10 protein-coding genes are annotated in these 18309 nt (G+C 37.8%); 5 read left to right on the top strand and 5 right to left on the bottom strand.

The features are described from left to right. Window positions 1-41 precede the first annotated feature (41 nt). Complete coding sequence (locus ACNORC_RS03515) at window positions 42-509, top strand: CBS domain-containing protein (RefSeq protein ID WP_418334204.1); 468 nt, start codon at window positions 42-44, stop codon at window positions 507-509. Here ACNORC_RS03515 and ACNORC_RS03510 read toward each other — a convergent pair. From ACNORC_RS03510 to ACNORC_RS03500, 3 genes are all read right to left on the bottom strand, one after another. Continuing rightward, window positions 506-853, bottom strand: a complete 348-nt coding sequence (locus tag ACNORC_RS03510) for a hypothetical protein (RefSeq protein WP_418334203.1) — start codon at window positions 851-853, stop codon at window positions 506-508. The genes ACNORC_RS03515 and ACNORC_RS03510 overlap by 4 nt on opposite strands. Before the next feature lie 41 nt (window positions 854-894). Continuing rightward, window positions 895-1374, bottom strand: a complete 480-nt coding sequence (locus ACNORC_RS03505) for a hypothetical protein (protein WP_418334202.1) — start codon at window positions 1372-1374, stop codon at window positions 895-897. 67 nt (window positions 1375-1441) lie between these two features. Continuing rightward, window positions 1442-2416 (bottom strand): hypothetical protein, encoded by a 975-nt coding sequence (locus tag ACNORC_RS03500; protein WP_418334201.1) that lies wholly within the window; start codon window positions 2414-2416, stop codon window positions 1442-1444. 258 nt (window positions 2417-2674) lie between these two features. On the opposite strand from ACNORC_RS03500, the gene ACNORC_RS03495 reads away from it, so the two are divergent. The 3 genes from ACNORC_RS03495 (at window position 2675) to ACNORC_RS03485 (ending at window position 10975) form a co-directional block, all read left to right on the top strand. Beyond that, on the top strand, window positions 2675-3007 hold the full coding sequence (locus ACNORC_RS03495; RefSeq protein WP_418334200.1) for a single-stranded DNA-binding protein: 333 nt from the start codon (window positions 2675-2677) through the stop codon (window positions 3005-3007). A gap of 28 nt (window positions 3008-3035) precedes the next feature. Next, window positions 3036-3374 carry a single-stranded DNA-binding protein gene (locus tag ACNORC_RS03490; RefSeq protein ID WP_418334199.1) on the top strand — a complete coding sequence of 113 codons (339 nt, stop codon included), beginning with the start codon at window positions 3036-3038 and terminating at the stop codon, window positions 3372-3374. Between the two features lie 410 nt (window positions 3375-3784). Further along, the gene (locus ACNORC_RS03485; protein ID WP_418334198.1) at window positions 3785-10975 is read left to right on the top strand and encodes a hypothetical protein; all 7191 of its coding nucleotides are present in this window, start codon (window positions 3785-3787) and stop codon (window positions 10973-10975) included. Between the two features lie 237 nt (window positions 10976-11212). On the opposite strand, the gene ACNORC_RS03480 is transcribed toward ACNORC_RS03485, so the two are convergent. Together ACNORC_RS03480 and ACNORC_RS03475 are read right to left on the bottom strand one after the other, a co-directional pair. Next, a complete protein-coding gene (locus ACNORC_RS03480) occupies window positions 11213-11977 on the bottom strand; it encodes a LuxR C-terminal-related transcriptional regulator (RefSeq protein WP_418334197.1) in 765 nt (254 codons plus the stop codon). Continuing rightward, window positions 11974-12759, bottom strand: a complete 786-nt coding sequence (locus tag ACNORC_RS03475) for a helix-turn-helix transcriptional regulator (RefSeq protein WP_418334196.1) — start codon at window positions 12757-12759, stop codon at window positions 11974-11976. Before ACNORC_RS03475 ends, ACNORC_RS03480 begins: the two co-directional genes overlap by 4 nt. Before the next feature lie 446 nt (window positions 12760-13205). On the opposite strand from ACNORC_RS03475, the gene ACNORC_RS03470 reads away from it, so the two are divergent. Beyond that, window positions 13206-18302 carry a hypothetical protein gene (locus ACNORC_RS03470; protein WP_418334195.1) on the top strand — a complete coding sequence of 1699 codons (5097 nt, stop codon included), beginning with the start codon at window positions 13206-13208 and terminating at the stop codon, window positions 18300-18302. The last annotated feature ends 7 nt before the right edge of the window (window positions 18303-18309 follow it).

The following is an 18309-nucleotide window of genomic DNA, read 5'->3' as shown; positions in this document are numbered from 1 at the left end:
AAAAACCTTATTTTAAAAGCTCACAGTCAAATACTTAGGTTATGGGTATAAAAAGTTTTCAGGGAAGCCGCGCCGAGCCCGAAAAGGTAGCTGATCTTCCCATTTCAGTATCAGATTATATGTCGACAGACCTCATCACTTTCAGTAAAGAACAAACGGTTTTCGAGGTGATGGAGATCCTTATTAAACACCAGATCTCCGGTGGGTGCGTGGTAGATGATAACAACAAACTCCTGGGAGTGATCTCTGAGGGAGATTGTATGAAGCACATTTCAGACAGCCGTTACTACAATATGCCAATGGATAACTACACGGTAGAAAAACGGATGACCTGCAACGTGGAGACCATTGAATCTCATATGAACGTGCTGGACGCTGCCAAGAAATTCATTGAACATAAGTTTAGGAGATTCCCTATTGTTGATAATGGGAAACTGGTAGGACAAATAAGTCAGCGAGATGTTTTGAAAGCCGCTTTGAACCTTAAGGGTCAAAGCTGGCATATTTAGTTGCGTTTAACCAGGGCATAGAAGTCGCCATCCAGCGGCAGGTAGCCCTGATCATAAACAAAATAATAGGTATTCCCGGTTTTTGTGGTGTAAATACTGGTGAAATATTCAAAATTAAAACCTTTGGCCAGCAGCTTACTTTTGCTGGCCTTTGTTTTGTCTACCGGATTCAGTTCTTCGAGGATACGGTAATTCTTGCGCAGCAGGTTATTTACATTGCGAACCATATTTTTCCGGTCCTTGTTCAGATTGTTATTGTAAGAATTGCGGCAGTAATCGCTGCAGAACTTTTTGTCTGTTCTTCCCACGATCTTTTCCCCGCATTCCAGGCAGGCTTTTTCCATAAGCTTAAGTTAATAAAATTTCTTTCTCAAAAACCCCTTTTTCAGGACCTGCTCAATTTATCCAACTCCAGTTCCAGGTCATACTGCAGGTCTTCATGCACTTTTTCCAGGTTCTTTCTTACAAAAGCCAACTGCCGGTCGTACAAATTCTGAAGGGTTTTATTTCGGTGGATAGAAGGTTTAAAGCTGTCCATTTTCTGAAGAAAGTAAATAAGAAGCTCACTCTCGGTCTCTTTCTTGCCGGAATAACGGCTGTATTTTTTGACATTTTTGAGGATCTTGCGCATGCTCTTCTTTATGAAATAGTAGCTGTTCGTGTTGATCTCTGCAAAATCCCGGTCCACTTCAGCTTTTACACTTTCCACATACGCTTCCTCATCGGTTGCTGAAAACAGCAAATAGGTGAGCAATTCTTTATTCTCTTTTTTGAACCGCACCAGCCGCTGCAACAGCTGTATCATATCTTCTCGTTCCAGGTGCTTCAGCTCATCTTTTATCTCTTTGGCAGTGGCCGATCTCATTCTTTTTTTGTTAAGAGGTTGGTGTGAAAGTAAACTTTTATCTGCGAACCTTCTTGTTTCGCTGTTTCTAATCTTTGATCGCTATTTTGAAGAAATCTGTCACCTCCTTTTTCACCTGCTCAGGGTGCTCGTGTCCTATTTCCTCAAAAGTCTTTACCTGTGCTTTCACCCCTTCGCTGGCGTAAAATTTCCTGCTATTATTCCAGCGCAAAGGAAGCATCTCCTCTCCCAGTACAGCAGTAATGGCTTCCCGCTCTTGCGCATCATAAGCATCGTCGTATGGCAGCGCATCATTCTCATCGAGAGCTCCCATGAACAGGAATTGAGGAGTTCTTCGGAATGATACAGAATCAAAGGGTTTACCAAACAGCTGCTCAAAATCATTTGTCCCAGCAGGGAAGTTCAGCTCCACTTGTTCTTCTTCGGAAAATGGCAGCATCAAAATTCCGTTGAGACCACCGGCGGCTACTGCTTTCACTTTATCGGGATGTAGTAAACTGAACCGGTTCACAAAGGTTCCTGAGGCCGAAAATCCTGTCATCAGGATCTCCGGTGCTGTTTCTATTCCGTTTTCCTTTAGTCTTTGTTGGGCGTCTGCTACCATTTCAAGCAGCTGCAGATCTATGCGTTCCAGGTCTGTACCTCTTTGAAGCACCACATCCCGGTCAAGGCTGTGGGTATAAATGTTCCCTGTGGTTTTTGATCTGGGGAAAACCGGTACGATCAACGGATACCCCAGTTTTACTGAAACATAGTTCCCAATGTAAAAATCTTTGGAAGCAGTTCTTTCTGCCTTTTCCAGGTGTTCCTCAAAATCATCACTGGCAAATCCGGAATTATTCGGTTCTACGATCACATATTTTTGTGGAGATTCGGAAATGTTCTTCGGAATAAAGAGATAATATGGAAAATTGAAACCCGCTTCGGGGTCTTTTTCCACTAATAACAACTCTCCATTTTCCTTTTTACAGGAAGTCAGAAACAAAAACACCAGAAAAAATAGAAACGGAAGACCGGTGCCGAAATTTTCTTTTGCAGTCATGGTGTGAAACTTTGAGATCAAATTTTTGGATGACTTTTTCCGTCAACACCCGTCAAAACTGCTGTGGGAGCCATCTTCCCTGCTTCCTGTAAAAGTACAGAATTAATGGAAGATTATCTCATTAACCGTGTACAAACGTTTACAAACAGATGTAAACGAAAACAAATCAGTATCAACCGATTATCGTTTTTCTGTGGTAGTATGTTTGTCTCGTTGAAATGAACGAATGATTTTCAACTAACACTAAATTTTTAAGTCATGAATACACTAAGAAACAAAGTACAGTTGATTGGACACGTAGGAAACGCACCAGAGATCTTAACTCTTGAATCAGGAAAGAAACTCGCTAAATTTTCCATCGCCACTAATGAATCATACAAGAACGCGAAAGGAGAAAAGATCACCGATACTCAGTGGCACAACGTGATTGCCTGGGGTAAGACTGCAGAATTGATCGAAAATTATGTCCCTAAAGGCAAAGAGGTTGGTGTAGAAGGAAAACTAACCAGCCGCAGCTATGAGGACAAGGACGGAATAAAGAGATATGTAACCGAAGTTGTTTGCAATGAACTGCTATTGCTCGGGAAGTGAGCCATTATCAACAATAATTCATAAGATCATGAACACACTAAAGAACAACGTACAGCTTTGCGGAAATGTAGGTAAGGCTCCTGAGATCATCACTCTTAACACCGGTAAAAAACTGGCGAGATTTTCTCTAGCAACCCGTGAGACCTACCAGAATCATTTGGGTGAAAAAGTAACCGACACTCACTGGCATGCAGTTGTCGCCTGGGGCAAGGTGGCTGAAATGATAGAGAAACAAGTACCCAAAGGCCAGGAAATTGAAATAACCGGGAAATTGAGTAGCCGCAGCTATATGGACAAGAGTGGAATCAAAAAGTACATCACAGAGGTGGTTTGCCGGGAACTAAAGCTTCCGGAAAAACATGTCTAAAATGTCATTTTTGAATAACAAGCGCGGGATCTTCCCGCGCTTGTTGTTTTTTAAACCCCAGAAAAAATTTTACCAAATGATTCTCAGGCCCACTTACACCTAACTGATGATCAATTAATTAACAAGCATTTTTTTGTAAGAAAAAGCCTCCAAAATTCCTACAAAAGATGATTTTCTCCTATTATAATGCCCTATTTGTCGAAAATAATGCAAAAAATTATGGTGAATATTGAAAATTATAATAGTTTCAGGATGTTTTTATCCCCTATTCAGTTTTAAACCACATAAAAGCAACAGGAACAATTGATTTGATCCTGCTCAGCACTTTTTTGTTCAAATTTTAAGAGCGATCACCTCTAAAAACTGAAAACAGGACATTTTTGTCCGCTAACCAACTTAACCGCCATATTATGAAATTTTCATCCCTCAGCTTGCTTCAATTTTTGAGCTTTTCTTTAATTTTTATCACTCAATCCTCTGCACAATTCGGTTCAGAAATTGTAAATATCCCCGATCCAAATTTTGAACAGGCACTAGTTGATAAAGGCATTGATAGTGATGGAGTTGTTAATGGTACAGTCCTTAAAAGTGATGTACAAACTATTGAAATACTTGATGTAACTGCAAAGAATATTGTAAGTCTTGAAGGAATTGAGGTTTTTGAAAATCTGAAATATTTATATGCCAATAATAATCAGCTTGCATACCTTGATCTTACTCAGAATATCCTATTAGAGGAAATTCATATCAACCGCAATTCCATTTCCAACCTTATACTGGGAGATCATCCCAATCTATGGGGACTTCATGCAGGAGGGAATAGTCTTAACGCCATAGATGTTTCAAACTTGCCTAACCTTAAAATTCTGGAGCTATGGGAAAACAGCCTGCAAGAGCTCAATTTGCTATCCAATCCGGAACTGGAAGAACTCTACAGCGATCATAATCAACTAGTGAGTCTGGATGTTTCAAACAATCCAAACCTCAGAACATTATTTGTTTTAAATAATAACCTTACAAGTTTAAATATTGCCAATGGAAACAATGCCGACTTTACTCCTCCTGATTGGAATGAATACTCATTAGTGGCGAACCAAAATCCCGATCTGAAGTGTATTCAGGTGGATTCCGGAATGGTGGGAATCAACCGGCCGGATTGGGGCAAAGATGCCGGTGTGATTTATAGTATAGACTGTGCTACAAAACCGGAATATCTACTGATCCCAGATTCTAATTTTGAACAGGCACTAATCGATAACGGTATTGATAGTGATGGTATAGTTAATCAGTATATTTTAAGAAGTGACGCTGAAACCCAAACGGGTATTCTTAATATATCCAACAAGAATATCTCAGACTTAACCGGTATTGAGGCCTTTGTTAATATCACCAAATTATACTGTCAAGATAATCAGATTAATACAATTGACTTAAGCAATAATTCTGAATTAACTTTATTAGCTATATGGAATAATCAACTTAGCACATTAGATCTGTCTTCCAATTCGAAATTCAAAGACTTATACGCAGATGATAATTCTATTACCAGTATTACTTTTGCAGAACCTAATTTAGTTGAAAGAATTAACTTAAGGAATAACCCGATTTCCGAATTAGATTTCTCCTTATATTCAAATATGATTCAAGTTGATATTGCTTACAGCAATATTTCGACTGTAGATTTTACTCAGAATTTAGCACTTGAAGCGGCATATCTAAACGGACTGGGATTAGAGAGTATAGACATGTCAAAAAACCTGAATTTAGGTGCTATTAATTTGTCTGGAAATAATATCTCGGTTCTGGATTTATCAAATAATCCGGTCTTGTCTTATTTTTCTGCATCTGATTGTTCATTATTGTCCAATCTAGATTTTAGAAATGGCAATAATTCAAATGTCATCAGTTTTGTCATTAATAACACTCCTAACCTAACCTGTATCAATTCAGATCCTGAGGTTTCCCAGGCAATGATCGATTCCGGGAAATCTTTTAGTGAAGATTGTGGTGACTTTATCTACATTCCTGATCCAAATTTTGAACAGGCACTAATCGATAATGGCATTGATAGTGATGGTATTGCTAATCAATATATTTTAAAAAGTGATGCAGAAGCTGTTTCGGGTAGTTTAGATGTTTCTAACAGAGGAATTGCCGATCTCACCGGAATTGAAGCATTTCAGAATTTAAACGAACTGCAGGCCGGTAACAATAAGCTTTATAAGATTGATCTAACTAATAACCTGGAATTAGCGAAAATTTCATTGGCTTACAACAATCTTACAGAAATTGATGTGACTCAGAATACGAAATTAAAGGAATTAACTATTCAGGCCAATAATCTTACCACCATCGATGTGTCACAGAACACAGTATTAGCAGAGATCGTGGTTGGTGATAATCCAAACCTCACCCATATGAATTTCACTAACAATCCAGAGTTATTCGGAGTAGGAATTTATAACACCTCCTTGTCAAGTTTGGATTTATCTAAAAACCCAATTACCAAATTAGGTATTGCTAACAATCCTTTATTAAAGCATCTTGATCTAAGGAATGGGAACAATCAGAATATATATCTGTTCTGGGCAGACAATACCCTAGATCTTACTTGTATTAATTCCGATGCTGAAATTTCGCAAGCAATGATAGATTCCGGTAAATCCTTCAGTGAAGATTGTGGAGACTTTATCTATATCCCGGACCCTAATTTTGAACAGGCACTAATCGATAATGGCATTGATAGTGATGGTATTGCTAATCAGTTTATTTTAAAAAGTGATGCAGAAGCTGTTTCTGGCAGGTTGGAAATTTCTGGCAAAGGAATTTCAGACTTAACAGGTATTGAGGCATTTGTAAATATAACAGAATTGCAGGCTGGAGAGAATAATTTAACTAGCGTAGACATTTCTAAAAACACCGAATTGGTCAAGATTTGGTTCTACTATAATAAGCTGCAGAGTATTGACCTGTCGAGCAACCTAAAGCTTGAGCGACTATCCCTTGGAGGAAACCAACTAACATCTCTTGATGTTTCAATGTTACCTGAAGTGCATACTATACTTGCATGGAGAAATAATCTAGCCGAATTAGATATCTCAGCACTTAATAAAATAGATTACATTTCAGTACTTTCTAATCAGAATATCAAACTAATTACGAGGCCCGAAGGAGCTCCATCCCTGAGGCAACTACAATTTGTGGATGTGGGAATTACAGAATTCGATGGCTCACCCTATCCAAATCTCGAAATATTGTTCCTGGGTACCGATAACTTATCAAAAGTTAATTTGCATAACAACACCCAACTAGAGTATCTGGGAATTTCGGAAACTAGCTTGACGGCCCTTGATCTCTCAAATAATCCTATTGGGAGATTGGACCTGAGGAACAATACTCAATTACAGAATTTAGACCTTAGAAATGAGAACAATCTCAATCTAAGTTACTTTAGAGTTGAGAATACACCAGATTTAACCTGTATCAATGCCGATGCTAAAATTTCCCAGGCAATGATCGATTCCGGGAAATCTTTTAGTGAGGATTGTGGTGACTTTATCTACATTCCTGACCCAAATTTTGAACAGGCACTAATTGACCTTGGAGTTGATAGCGACGGAGTTGTGAATACTTCAATATTGAGAGAAGATGCTGAAAATATTACAAGTATTAATTTGAACTTTCCTGAACTGCCAAACGGTAATACAAATTCTTTTGCCGATGCCAGAGTAACCATTACTGAAAAAATTGCTGATCTTACAGGTATAGAGGCGTTTGTCTATCTTACTAATCTTCAGGTGGGATATGGATTATTAACTGAAGTGGATCTTTCGAATAATACTCAGCTCGAGGAATTATTCCTGAATGATAACCAGCTGAATTCCGTAGATATCTCCATGCTCCCAAACCTAAAGCGATTCGGGATCATGAGAAATAACATAACATCAGGGATTGATGTTTCCGGTAATCCCTTATTGGAGGAACTTTTTGTTCATGGGACAGGGATAAGTCAGATTGATTTATCGGTCAATACAAATCTTTGGAATCTCTTTATCCAAGATAATAGTTTAGTTCAACTGGACCTTTCCAACAACCCCATAGTCAAACTCCGGGCGAGCAATAATTCCAACCTGGCCCATTTGGATATTCGGAACGGAAATAACGCCAATGTTGATCTTTTCATAGTAGCTAACACTCCTAATCTTACCTGCATCAATGCAGATGCTTCCATATCTCAGGCAATGATCGATTCCGGAAAATCTTTTAGTATTGATTGTGGTGACTATGTTTTTATTGCTGATCCAAATTTTGAGCAGTCACTGATTGATATAGGGATAGATAATGATGAGGTTATAAATCAGTCAATTCTAAGAAGCGATGCTGAAGCAGTCCAAATTCTAAATATTACAAATCCAGCTTTTGTAACAGAAAATGAACAGAAATACGCAAATTCCGATATCACAAATGTGGAAGGAAAGATTCAGGATCTCACGGGTATTGAAGCTTTTGTAAATCTTATTTTTCTAAGGGCCTGGTCTAATGAATTGACCTCTGTTGACATTAATTCACTAACAGAACTGGAAAGGCTTGAGTTGATAAATAACCAGATATCTTCAATCGATATATCCCAAAATAAAAAGCTAAGAATCTTCTGGCTTGAAAAAAATAATCTGGATCAGGTTGATGTTACCAATAATGTTGAGCTTGAAAATATCGCGTTGGGTTATAATAATCTTTCTGAAATTGATGTGACCCAGAATCCAAAATTATGGGCTTTAACAGTGGAAGGAAACAATCTTACTACGGTTGATATTTCCCAAAATGCAGACTTGGCTCAGATCTGGGTAGCTGAAAATCCGAATCTGACACATATGGATTTTAGCAAGAATCCGAAGCTTTTTGGATTGGGAATCTACAATACTGCGATTTACAGTTTGGATCTATCTAATAACCCAATTAGCCGATTGTATTTTGGGAATAACCCTAATCTCAAGCATCTGGATCTTCGGAATGGGAATAATATAGATTTAAATGAGTTTTGGGCGGAGAATACCCCAAATCTAAACTGTATTAACACCGATGTTGACATTTCCCAGGCAATGATCAATTCCGGGAAATCTTTTAGTGTAGATTGTGGTGACTTTATCTACATTCCTGACCCTAATTTTGAACAGGCACTAATTGACCTTGGAGTTGATAGCGACGGAGTTGTGAATACTTCAATATTGAGAGAGGATGCTGAAAATATTACAAGTCTTAATTTGAACTTTCCTGAATTGCCAAACGGTAATACAAATTCTTTTGCGGATCCAAGACTAACCATTACTGAAAAAATTGCTGATCTTACAGGTATAGAGGCGTTTGTCAATCTTACTAACCTTCAGGTGGGATATGGATTATTAACTGAAGTGGATCTCTCGAATAATACCCAGCTTGAGGAATTATTCCTGAATGATAACCAGTTGAATTCGGTAGATATCTCCATGCTCCCTAACCTAAAGAGATTTGGCATAATGAGGAATAACATGACGGCAGGAATTGATGTTTCGGGTAATCCATTATTGGAAGAGCTTTTCCTACATTCTACAGGAATCAGTTCTATAGATCTTTCAGCAAATTCAAATTTATGGAATCTTAATCTTCAGGATAACCAACTTACTTCTTTAGATATTTCTTCAAATACCGCTCTCAGACGTGTAAGTGTTCAGCACAATCAACTTTCTGAATTGGATATCACTACGCTTTCGGTTATTGAAAGATTAGATGCACAGTTTAATGCAAACCTGACACTGTTAACAGGGCTGAATGGAAATCCAACACTGACATCTCTGAACCTTTCCGGAACAGGGTTAAGTAATTTTAATGGCGTAACCTATCCAAATCTTGAATGGTTGCTGTTAAACAACAATAACTTAAGTAATTTCAACGGAAATAATAATTTGAACTTACAGCACCTGTTTTTGAACAACAATTCCATTTCTAAAATCAGTTTGACCGGTAATGCACAACTGTTAGAACTGCATGTTATGAATAACGGGATGGAAGAGCTGGATCTAAGAAATGGGAATAATGTGAGTTTGGCTGTTATGAAGGCTACAGGAAATCTCCTTACCTGTATCTCGGTAGATGATCCTACAGATAACACAGTGCCTTATGGTGACTGGGATCTGGATCTGGGTGTTCAGTTAAGCCTTAACTGTAAACAGGCTGAAGAAGTCATATTGATCCCTGATTCTAATTTCGAACAGGCTCTTATAACTCAGGGTATTGACACGAATGGTCCTACAGGTAATATCCTGGTTTCTGATGCCGAGGCAATCACCGTTTTGGAGGTATCTAGTGAAAATATTATCGATGCAACCGGGATCGAAGGTTTTGTAAATCTTGAAGCCCTGGACCTTTCAGACAACCTTCTGGATGAAATCGACCTTACAGAAAACACCAGGCTCATCAGTATACAAGTATCTCAAAACAATCTTACAGGTTTAATTATTGGCAATCCCAAATCACTAATTGAGCTACATGCAGAAAGTAATGAATTAAACCAACTAAATTGGGGGGATCTGACGAACCTCGAAATCCTGGATGTTTCGGGTAACCTTTTTACCTCTATTGATCTAAAGGAGCTGAATAAACTTAAAATTGTTGATGTAAGCAGTAATGTGTTAACCAACCTGGACCTGAGAAATGGAAATAATTCCGCTATAACTTTCATGGATGCTTCCGGTAATTATCTGCAATGTATAGGAGTGGATGATGAAACAAATATTCCGGATAACTGGAAAAAGGATCCCGATGCTGAATATACCAACAGCGGTGATTGTGAAGCGCCCACCGTTGTAACCAAAGATGTTACTGTTTATCTGGACAAAGATGGCCTTGCCAGTATTTCTCCTGTGGATATTGATAATGGCTCTTTTGATAATGTAAGTCAGCAAAAGGATTTGGTCTACAATCTGGACAAATCAAACTTTGATTGTGGAGATCTTTTTGTCGAAAATGAGGTAAGCTTGAGCGTAACTGATGAATCTGGGAATACGGGTACAACAACAGCTATTGTGACTGTTATTGATGATATTCCACCATCAGCTTCCGCTTTACGAACTTACACGTTAGACCTCGCCGGAGCTGCTTCGGTAGATTTAAATCCTGCTGACATTGATGATGGTTCGAGCGATAACTGTGGCCACCTCCAATTTTCAGTCAACCAGTCGGACTTCAGCTTCCCCGGGGAGTATGAGGTCACCTTTACTGCAACAGATGGCTCAGGAAATTCCTCCAGCTCAATAACTACTGTTGAAGTGGTTGACAGTAAAACTGATCCCACGTCTTTAAAATTTAAGGGAAATCTTGTAGTCACAGTTTATCCTAATCCCTTTTCTAATTATATGAAACTTTCTTTTTCTCAGCCTGTAAACCCGAATGATGTTCAGGTATCGGTTTATCAGGGAGCAAGAGAATTCCCCCAGGTTAATTTCTCCCGGGATGAGAATGAATGGGTAAGTAATAATATTGGCGATATTCTGATATCTGAAGGTCAATATATCCTAAGTATCACCATTGGAGGCCAAACAAAAACAGCTTTCATAATAAGAAATTAAAATATTCTGGATTTAGGAGAGGTTGCTCCGGCAACCTCTTTTTTGTTTAAATATTTCTGCACCATAGAAATTGAGTCAGCCCGGGTGTGCTTATGACTTAAAACCTAAGTGTCCGGGAACTAAGGCTTCCGGAAAAACATGTCAAAAATGTCATTTTTGAATAACAAGCGCGGGAAAATCTCGCGCTTGTTGTTTTTTGAAGTGTTTCTGTAAGATGGTTCAAAATTTAGGTCTGCGCTAAATAAGTCCTTTACGCAGAAAATCAGCTATTAATTGAGACATATTCTTACAATTATATTTTTTCATAATATTTCGCTTATGAGTATTGACAGTATGCACTGAGATAAAGAAATGATCAGCTATTTCTTCAGCTCTTTTTCCTTGTGCTGTATGTTTTATAATATCTAATTCTCTTTCAGAAAGCTTATCGGTAGCTCTATTTCCTAGTTGTAGTTTTTTCTTTTTTATATCTAAATAATAGGAAGGTTTTTCTTTACAGGTAAAGGAAATTTGATAATCCTGGCTGGCTTTTAAATAGGAGATATCTGTATGAATATTTATAATTTTACTTTGATCATAATCCAGAGTGTCACCTAATATTTTGCTTTGATTCAAGATGGTTCGGTATTGTCCTTCAGAATTTTTCAAGCGGAGTACATAAGACACTTTATAACTGCTTATTTCGAACCCTTTTTTGGTATCAGAATAAAACTCGATCAATTTCTCTCTAATGGGCACATCATCAGGATGCAATATATCATCAAGTAATTCTAAGCTGAAGGTTGAAGGAGGAATGCCCAGAACATTCCTGGTACCTTCACTAACATACAACAAGTTTATATCCTTGATATCCACCAAATAAAAATAAAAAGGTCCAACAGCGAACATGGATCCCACTTGATTCATTAAATCCAAGGCAACAGAAAAAGGATCAAAATTATTAATGAGATTTTCTTTTGACCAATGATCAAGAGATGTGTTCCTAACTTCCTTCATTTTCATTTTATAAGCCCTTCACGTATACTCCTCGCAACCAACGCGGGGGTATTATTGCATCTGGTTTTTTTCAAAATATTCTTTTTATGGGTCTTTACGGTATGTGGTGAAATACTTAGGTTATCAGCTATTTCTTTATTTGAATTTCCCTTGGCCAGTTCCTGGACAATATTCATTTCTCTTGCCGTAAGGGAATGCGTTATCTTTTCGTAACAATAAGGAGGATCAGTGTTTACCAGGTAATAAGAAGGACATGTATCACTAATAAAAGAAATGGAATAATCCATTTTTATATCATAAGAAGAAAGATCCGTCTGAATACAGAAGACTTCCTGCACCTTACCATCTTGAGAGATAGTAATTGCTTTAGATTGATGTAATAAGATCTTATAAGTGCCGTCATTAGCCTTGATCTTCATTAAATAACAGACCTTATATTTTTTTATGTCTTCTGTTGGCAAGTAATTTATCAGAAAATCGAATCCGGCATTTTCAATTTTATGGTATTCTTTTAGATAATTTGGATCCAGATTCTTAAAGACAAAATCAACACTATATTCGGAAGGTTCAATCCCCAACACTTCTTTTACCTCCTCACTCACAAAAGTCACTTGTAAAGAAGAAAAATCGAACGTGAAATAGAAGTAATCACCGGGTGAAAATAGGGTGGCGATTGTATTAATAAGTGGTCCAAAAAACTTTTTATGGGGATTTGGAATTCTTACCCCATTTTTTGTATTCCAAACCGATTTCACCTTTTGGGTAGATTTTCTATCTGGTTGGTTCATGTTAGCCGATTTTTTTACCTCAATCCTGAAGGTAATTATTTTAGCTCAACAGGTTTTAAATTTTCTATTAAATTTTAGAAAAATGCCTTCGATATTGCTGTTTTGAGCACGAAAAATCGATAAAAAAATACTTAAAAAGGGGTATTGCATCGAATTCAGCAAGTCTTCTATATTTACAAATATTGTTCTATTTACTGAAGGATATAAGTCCAACATTATCGCATTTCAAAACTTATCCAAGCTTGTTATTGACTTTGAAACCGCTTGATTCAGGTTGGACGTTTATTTTATTTCCTCCTCAGTTGAAGTGAACACATTGACACGGGGTAAATAGAAGATCCCTCAATTCAATTTTACCCACTATCGATAGCACCATCCCCTCCGGTCTATTACAGTACGGGAATTTTTGCCTTGTCTAACGAATCATCAACCAATACTTTTTTATTATGAGATCTCTTAACTCCTTTCTTTTAAAATTGTTTGGCACTTTAATAATTTGCCTTCAAGGCCTTAATGCAGAAACTTATTTTAAGGACGGATCGAATTTTATAGATCCAGACTATGACTGGAAGATCGAAAAACCACAGAATGAAAGTTCTACTCTTTTCGCAGGAAAATGGATCATCGCTCCCGAACCCGGAGCCTTAAAGGTGGGACCGGAGCCGGGATCAGGTTTATGGTGGCAAGTAACGGAAGCAACTCTTTCTGAAAGAATATGCTACTTCGATGATATCTATGAGTTTGGAGAGGATGGATCTTTTAAAAATATTCTGGGGGACGAAACTATATTGGAACCCTTTCAGGGTGTTTCAGAAATACAATGTGGTGCATTAGTTGCTCCTCATGATGGCTCCTTAGATGCTTCCTATCAATACACCCCGGAGACAGGTAAATTAACCTTAATTGGGAAAGGGGCATTTCTGGGTTTGGCAAAAGTGGTAAATGGCAGTGAGTTGGAAGATCCTAATGCAGCTCCTGAAACTATTACCTACGATGTTTCCTTTTCAGAAAGCGGAAACAGAATGACCTTGATGATCGAATCAAACCAGGGAGTGTTTTGGACTTATGAATTGATCAAAGAAGCGGTATTTATTGCTGATTATAATTTCGAGCAGGCACTTATTGATCTTGGAATTGATAGTGACGGAACTTTAAACCACCGTATTCTAAGAAGCGAGGCCGTAGGGGTAACCGAATTACATATTTCAGACCCCATTAACAATCAGGGCTTGCCTAATGTCAATGAAAAAATTAAACACCTTACAGGCATTGAGGCTTTTACTTCGCTTTCAGTTTTGGATTGTAGAAAAAATCAAATTCAGGAATTGAACCTTTTCAACAATACCCAGTTGACCGAATTGCTCGGTACAGAAAACCAATTGACGGAATTGGACATTAGTAATAATCCTGTCCTTTCAGTTTTAAACATTGATAACAATCAAATACAGGAGCTGGACCTTTCCAATAATTTAGCTCTAACAATTCTGGAGTGCGGCAGGAATCAACTAACTGATTTAGACGTCAGGAATAATTTGTCACTTAGGGTTTTGGGATTTGGATTGAATAATATTTCGGAAATAAATGTCTCTAAAAATCTCGCTCTTGAACTGTTCTGGTGTAATGGAAACCCTATCACCCATTTAGATCTTGATGCCAACACAAATTTGACTATATATGGTCTCTCCGGTACACCTTTAGAATATGTTACGCTGAGGAATGGCAATAATAGGAATGTAACTTATTTCGAGGCTAATAATACACCTAAACTTAATTGTATAAGATCAGATGCTGAGATCTCAGACCGTATGAATCTACCGTATAAGACCTTCAGCGAAGATTGTTCCACTTCAATAGCAGGGAAATGGATCATCGCTCCTGAAGCAGGAGCGTTAAAGGTGGGACCGGAACCGGGATCAGGTTTATGGTGGCAGGTAACGGAAGCAACTCTTTCTGAAAGAATATGCTACTTCGATGATATCTATGAGTTTGGAGAGGATGGATCTTTTAAAAATATTCTGGGGGACGAAACCTTCCTATCCGAATTTCAGGGTGTTTCAGAATTACAATGTGGGGCATTAGTTGCTCCTCATGATGGCTCCTTAGATGCTTCCTATCAATACACACCGGAGACAGGTAAATTAACCTTAATTGGGAAAGGGGCATTCTTAGGTTTGGCAAAAGTGGTAAATGGAAGTGAGCTGGAAGATCCTAATGCAGCTCCTGAAACTATTACCTACAATGTTTCCTTTTCAGAAAATGGAAACAGAATGACCTTAGTGATCGAATCAGATCAAGGGGTATTTTGGACTTATGAATTGATCAAAGAAGCAGTATTCATTGCTGATAATAATTTCGAGCAGGCACTAATTGACCTTAATATAGATAGTGATGGAACTATAAACCATCGTATTCTGAGAAGCGATGCCGAAAGGGTATATTCTTTGGATGTTTCAAAGGCAGATAATAATTCCAGCTTACCTAATGTGAATAATAAGATACAGGATCTAACCGGAATAGAGGCTTTTACAAATCTGACCTATTTGACATGCCATTCTAACGAGATAAGCGATTTAGATGTTTCTGCCAGTACTTCTCTATGGAATCTGCATTGTCCTTTTAACCGTATAGAGAAATTAATTTTACCTGAAACAGAAACTTTAACCTGGTTGAATTTTTCAAATAATAATTTGACAGAAGTTGATATAAGCGGTATTCCAAAAGTGGTCCATTTATCTGGCTCATGGAACCAATTAACTTCAATTGACGTTAACCCCAATGTTCAATTAACTCATTTGAACCTGAATGGAAATAATCTTTCTTCAATAGATGTGACCCATAACACTCAAATGGAAGTATTGCAATTATCAGTGAATGACCTGTACACAATAGACGTGAGTAAGAACACAAACATCACTCATTTAAGTCTGGGGCAAAATCCCCTTACAAAGGTGGATGTTTCTAAATTGACCTTACTTGAAAACTTACAAACTCAATATACCCAAATAGAGGTTTTAGATTTATCTAATAATCCAATTAATAGTTTATCTACGGGTTACAATAGTAATATTAAGCACCTGGACCTGCGGAATGGGAATAATTCTCAGGTTACTTATTTTGATGTCAATAATGCACCAAACCTGACCTGCATTAACGCAGATCCTGTGATTTCCCAGGCGATGATAAATTCAGGCAAAAACTTCAGCGAAGATTGCGGGGACTTTATCCATATCCCCGACCCTAATTTCGAACAGGCACTAATTGACCTTGGTGTTGATAGCGACGGAGTAGTGAATACTTCCATATTGAGAGAAGATACTGAAAATATTACAAGTCTCAATTTAAACTTCCCTACACTGCCAGATGGTAGTACAAATTCTTTTGCTGATCCACGACTAACTATCACTGAAAAAATTGAAGACCTGACCGGTATAGAAGCTTTTGTTAGCCTTGTGACACTTCAGGTAGGATATGGTAAATTAACCGAAGTAGATCTGTCGAATAATTCGGAGCTCGAGGAATTAATCCTGAATGACAACCGGTTGAATTCTATAAATCTTTCGCAAAATCCCAATCTTTGGAATCTGTCTCTTCAGAATAATAATCTGACTTCTCTGATTCTTTCTTCAAATACTGCTTTGCGGCACCTAAGTGTCCAGTATAATCAGCTTTCTGAACTGGATATCACTCCGCTTTCGGTTATTGAGACAGTAGATGCACAATTCAATGAAAATATGACCCTGGTAACAAGGACAAATGGATATCCAACCTTAACCTCTCTAAACCTTTCAGGAACAGGATTGAATAATTTTGATGGCGCAATCTATCCCAACCTGGAAAGGCTACTTTTAAATGATAATAATTTAAATAATTTCAATGGGAATAATTATTTGAACTTACAGCAGCTTTATTTGAACAATAATGCCATTTCTAAAATCAGCTTGACCGATAATTCACAACTGGTAGAAATGCATGTTATGAATAACGGCATGGAAGAGCTGGATCTTAGAAATGGCAACAACAGCATTTTAGGAACTATGGAAGCGACCGGAAACTTACTTACCTGTATTTCTGTTGATGCGCCTGAAGATACGTCTAATCCCTACTCTCAATGGAAGATAGACCAGGGAGTAATCTTGAGTGATAACTGTAAACAAGCTGAAGAAGTCATCCTTATCCCTGATGAGAATTTTGAACGGGCATTAGGAGATATAGACTCAAATGGACTTACAGGTAATATCCTGGTTTCTGATGCTGAGGCTGTAATATCATTAAATGTCAGTAATTCTTCAATTATAGATGCTACAGGAATAGAAGGCTTTGTAAATCTTGAATCCCTTGATTTTTCAAATAACCTTCTTGATGAAATTGACCTTACAGAAAACACCAGGCTTACCAGTATTACAGTTTCACAAAACCAACTTACCGGTTTGATGATTGGCAACCCAAAATTATTGGTAGAGTTCCGTGCAGAAAGTAATGAATTAAACCAACTTAATTGGGGCGATCTGACGAACCTCGAAATCCTGGATGTTTCAGGCAATCTTTTTACCTCTATTGATCTAAAGGATCTAAATAAACTTAATAGTGTTGATGTAAGTAGTAATGAGTTAACCAACCTGGACCTGAGAAATGGAAATAATTCCGCTATAACTCTTATGGATGCTTCCGGTAATCCTAACCTGCAGTGTATAGGAGTAGATGATGAATCCAAGACATGGGGTGGCTGGGTTAAAGATCCTGAAGCCAGGTATACCAACAGCGGTGATTGTGAAGCGCCCACCGTTGTAACCAAAGATGTTACTGTTTACCTCGACAAGGATGGTTTTGCAGAGGTAACTCCGGCAGATATTGATAATGGTTCTTACGATAACCTTACTCCACTAAAAAACCTGTACTTTGAACTGGATAATCCAATTTATGACTGTGATGATCTTGGTGAAAATTTAGTTACACTTTCTGTTACGGACGAATCTGGAAATATTGGTTCTGCTCCAGCAAAAGTTACTGTGGTAGATGAGTTTTCACCATCAGCTTCTTCTGTACGAACTTACACGTTAGATCTGGTCGGAGCTGCTTCCGTAGATCTATCTCCTGCTGACATTAATGATGGTTCGAGCGATAACTGCAATAGTCTGGAATTTTCTATTGACCGATCAAGCTTTAGCTTTCCGGGAGAGTATGAGGTAACTTTTACTGCGACAGATGGCTCAGGAAATTCCTCCAGCTCAATAACTACTGTTGAAGTGATTGACAGCAATAGTAATCCAACCTCATTAAAATTCAGAGGGAACCTGGTGGTTACTGTTTATCCCAATCCCTTTTCTAATTATATGAGGCTTTCATTTTCTCAGTCTGTAAACCTAAATAATGTTCAGGTAAGGGTTTATCAGGGAGCAAGCTTAATACCAGGGGTTAATTTTTCGCGGATCGGAAATGAATTGGTAAGTTATAACATTGGAACTGTATTAAATAATACAGGTCAATATATCTTAAGCATTACGATTGAGGGCGAAACAAAAACAGCACTTATCTTAAGGAATTAAAATTTTA

It is taken from the genome of Salinimicrobium soli (assembly GCF_048323655.1).
Lineage (GTDB): Bacteria > Bacteroidota > Bacteroidia > Flavobacteriales > Flavobacteriaceae > Salinimicrobium > Salinimicrobium soli.
This window is presented reverse-complemented; position numbering and strand designations above follow the sequence as displayed.